General features: G+C 74.7%; 4 protein-coding genes. All 4 read right to left on the minus strand.

The window, feature by feature from the left end; genetic code table 11:
- Positions 1-362, minus strand: a 362-nt coding sequence (locus tag HGA02_RS13765; protein WP_343035480.1) for a biotin/lipoyl-containing protein, incomplete at its 3' end; no start/stop codon positions are given.
- Positions 359-1,450 carry an alpha-ketoacid dehydrogenase subunit beta gene (locus HGA02_RS13770; RefSeq protein ID WP_168679480.1) on the minus strand — a complete coding sequence of 364 codons (1,092 nt, stop codon included), beginning with the start codon at positions 1,448-1,450 and terminating at the stop codon, positions 359-361. The genes HGA02_RS13765 and HGA02_RS13770, both read right to left, overlap by 4 nt.
- Entirely contained in the window at positions 1,447-2,637 is a 1,191-nt protein-coding gene (gene pdhA, locus HGA02_RS13775) for a pyruvate dehydrogenase (acetyl-transferring) E1 component subunit alpha (protein WP_168679482.1), read from the minus strand. The genes HGA02_RS13770 and pdhA overlap by 4 nt, the downstream gene beginning before the upstream one ends.
- A 126-nt stretch (positions 2,638-2,763) precedes the next feature.
- On the minus strand, positions 2,764-3,310 hold a 547-nt coding region (locus HGA02_RS13780; protein ID WP_168679484.1), incomplete at its 5' end, for a TetR/AcrR family transcriptional regulator.

Genomic DNA, 3,310 nt, shown 5'->3' on the forward strand with positions numbered 1-3,310 from the left:
GCCACGTCGGCCGCGGTCTCGGGCACGCGGGCGTCGGGCGCACGGCCCGCGTCGGAAGCCGCGTCGCCGGGGGACGCGGACGGCGACACGTCGGCGGTTCGAGCGGCGTCCGGGACCGCGATGGTCAGGAGCGGGCCGCCGACGGCGACGGTCGTGCCCGGCTCGACGAGCAGCGCCTCGACGACACCCGCCCATGGCGAGGGCAGCTGCACGAGCGCCTTCGCGGTCTCGACCTCGGCGACGACCTGGTTGAGCGTGACGGTGTCGCCGACGGCGACGAGCCACTCGACCAGATCGGACTCCGTCAGGCCCTCGCCGAGGTCGGGGAGGGTGACGGTGCGGACCGTCCGGTCGGCGCTCATGACGCGCTCCCGACGGTCGCGGCACCGCGGGCGTGCTCGGCGTCGGCGACCGCGGTTTCGGGTGGCCCGTCGTCCGCCCGCACCGACGGGACGAACGCGCTGAGCGAGTGCGGCCGTCCGAGCACGCGGTCGACCGCGTCGAGGATCCGGTCGAGGTCGGGCAGGAAGTGCTCCTCGACCTTGGCGGGCGGGTAGGGGACGTCGAACCCGGTGACGCGCGCGACGGGCGCGGTGAGCACGTCCCAGCAGCGCTCGGTCACGGACGCGGCGAGCTCCGCGCCGAGCCCGCCGCTGCGCTGCGCCTCGTGCGCGACGACGAGCCGCCGGGTGCGGCGCACGGACGCCTCGAGGGTGTCGAGGTCGAGCGGCGAGAGCGACCGCAGGTCGACGACCTCGACGGACACACCCTCGTCGCGGGCCGCGAGCGCGGCGTCTCGCGCCGTCAGGACGAGCGGGCCGTACGCGGCGACGGTGACGTCGTCGCCCGGCAGGACGACGCGTGCCCGGTCGAGCGGCAGCGCGTCGTCGAGCGACTCGTCGACGTCGCCCTTGACCCAGTACCGCCGCTTGGGTTCGAGCAGCACGACGGGGTCGTCGCACGCGATCGCCTGCCGGACCATCGCGTACGCGTCCTGCGGTCCGCCGGGGGAGACGACGCGCAGCCCGGGGGTGTGCGCGAAGTACGCCTCGGGCGACTCGGAGTGGTGCTCGACGGCCCCGATGCCGCCACCGAACGGGATGCGCACGGTGATCGGCATGCGCACGGCACCGCCGGTCCGGTAGTGCAGGCGCGCGACCTGCGTGACGATCTGGTCGAACGCGGGGTACATGAAGCCGTCGAACTGGATCTCGACGACCGGCCGGTACCCGCGGTACGCGAGCCCGACGGCGACGCCGAGGATCCCCGACTCGGCGAGCGGGGTGTCGCGCACGCGCTCGGCGCCGAAGTCGCGCTGCAGGCCGTCGGTCACGCGGAACACGCCGCCGAGGCGCCCGACGTCCTCGCCCAGCACGACGACGCGGTCGTCGTCGGCTAGCGCCCGGCGCAGCCCGGCGTTGAGCGCCCCGGCCAGCGTCAGGGTGCTCATCGGACCGCCTCGTCGTCGTACATCGCGAGGTAGGCGGCGTGCTCGTCGCGCTGGCGTCGCAGCGTCGCGGTCGGCTCGACCAGGACGTGGTCGAACAGGCTGAGCGGCGGTGGTGCCTCGAGGCCCAGGCAGCCCTCGCGCATGCGGTGCGCGAACTCCTCGGCCTTCTCCTTGACGTCGTGCGTGCGCTCCTCGGACAGCGCGCCGCGCGCACCCAGCAGGCGCTCGACGCGCAGGATCGGGTCGCGTTCCGCCCAGCGGGCGTGCGTGGCCGTGTCGACGTAGCGCGTCGGGTCGTCCGACGTGGTGTGCGGGCCCTGGCGGTAGGTGACCGCCTCGACGAACGTCGGGCCCTCGCCCCTCCGGGCACGGTCCAGGGCGGCACGCGTGACGGCGAGGACCGCGAGCACGTCGTTGCCGTCGACGCGCACGCTGGGGATGCCGTAGCCGGGGGCGCGGTCGGCGAGAGGCCGTCGGGCCACGAGGTCCACCGGCTCGGAGATCGCGAACTGGTTGTTCTGGCAGAAGAACACGACCGGGGCGGCGGCGCTCGCGGCGAACACCATCGCCTCGTGCACGTCGCCCTTGCTGGTCGCGCCGTCGCCGAAGTACGTCACGGCCGCCGCGTCGGAGCCGTCCAACCGGCAGCCCAGCGCGTAGCCCGTGGCGTGCACCGCCTGCGAGGCGACGACGATCTGCGGGGTCGCCATGTGCAGCGCCCACGGGTCCCAGCCGGACAGCGCGGTGCCGCGCCAGACGCGCACCAGGTCGGTCGGGTCGGCGCCGCGGCAGTAGGCGACGCCGTTCTCGCGGTACGAGCTGAAGACGAAGTCGTCGGAGCGCATCGCGCGGGCCGAGCCGACCTGCGCGGCCTCCTGCCCGATGAGCGGCGGCCACAGCCCGAGCTGCCCCTGCCGCTGGAGGGCCGTCGCCTCCACGTCGAACCGCCGCACGACGACCATGTCCTCGTACAGCGCGACGAGCGCGTCGTCGTCGACGTCGGCGACCCACGGGTCGTGGACCGGGTCCTCGACCCGGTCGCCCGCGGTCGTCACGAGCCGGACGAGGCCGTCGTCGGCGTCGTCGCCGTCGTTCGCCCGTCCTCGTGCGGCGCCGCTCGAGGACCCCGTCGTCCGCTGCTCCGCACCGTCCCGGGCATGCCCGGCTGACACATCTGAACGCAACATGTTCCGCTCCGTCGTCGGCGGAGCCGTGCTCTTGTGAAGCGGTGGCCCCATTGCCTGATGTCCCGCCAGGCTAGATCCGCAAGGGACCTTTCGCCTATCACCCGCGGTCGGTGCGCGTGCCGCGGGTCAGCCGGACGGGTGGTGGTCCGGGTGGCCGAGGGCGGCGAGCGCCATGGTCTCCAGCAGGGCCTGCGTGCGGGCCGACGACAGACCGCGCGCGCTGTGCGGGGTGGAGTTGAGCAGGCCGAACGTCGCCTGCGCGCGCAGCCGCAGCTCGGGGCGGTCGGTGGTCGGCGAGAGGCGCGCGAGCACGTCGACCCACGCCTCGACGTAGCGCCGCTGGACCACCCGGACGGCCTCCTGGTCCGGCGCGGCGAGCGCGGGCAGGTCGCGGTCCTGGACGCGGATGACGTCGGGCTCGGCGAGCGCGAAGTCGGCGTGGAACCGCACGAGGGCACGAAGTGCGTCACGCGGGTCGGGGGTCTGCTCGACCACGTCGCGGCCGCCGTCGAGCAGGCGCTCGCTCGTGCCGGCGAGGAGCGCGAGGAGCACGGCCTGCTTGCTCGGGAAGTGCCGGTAGACGGCCGGGCCGCGGACGCCGACGGCGGCACCGAGGTCGTCGAGCGACACCCCGTCGAACCCGTGGCGGGCGAACAGATCGGAAGAGCGTCGT

The organism is Cellulomonas septica (assembly GCF_012396155.1).
GTDB classification, from domain to species: domain Bacteria; phylum Actinomycetota; class Actinomycetes; order Actinomycetales; family Cellulomonadaceae; genus Cellulomonas; species Cellulomonas septica.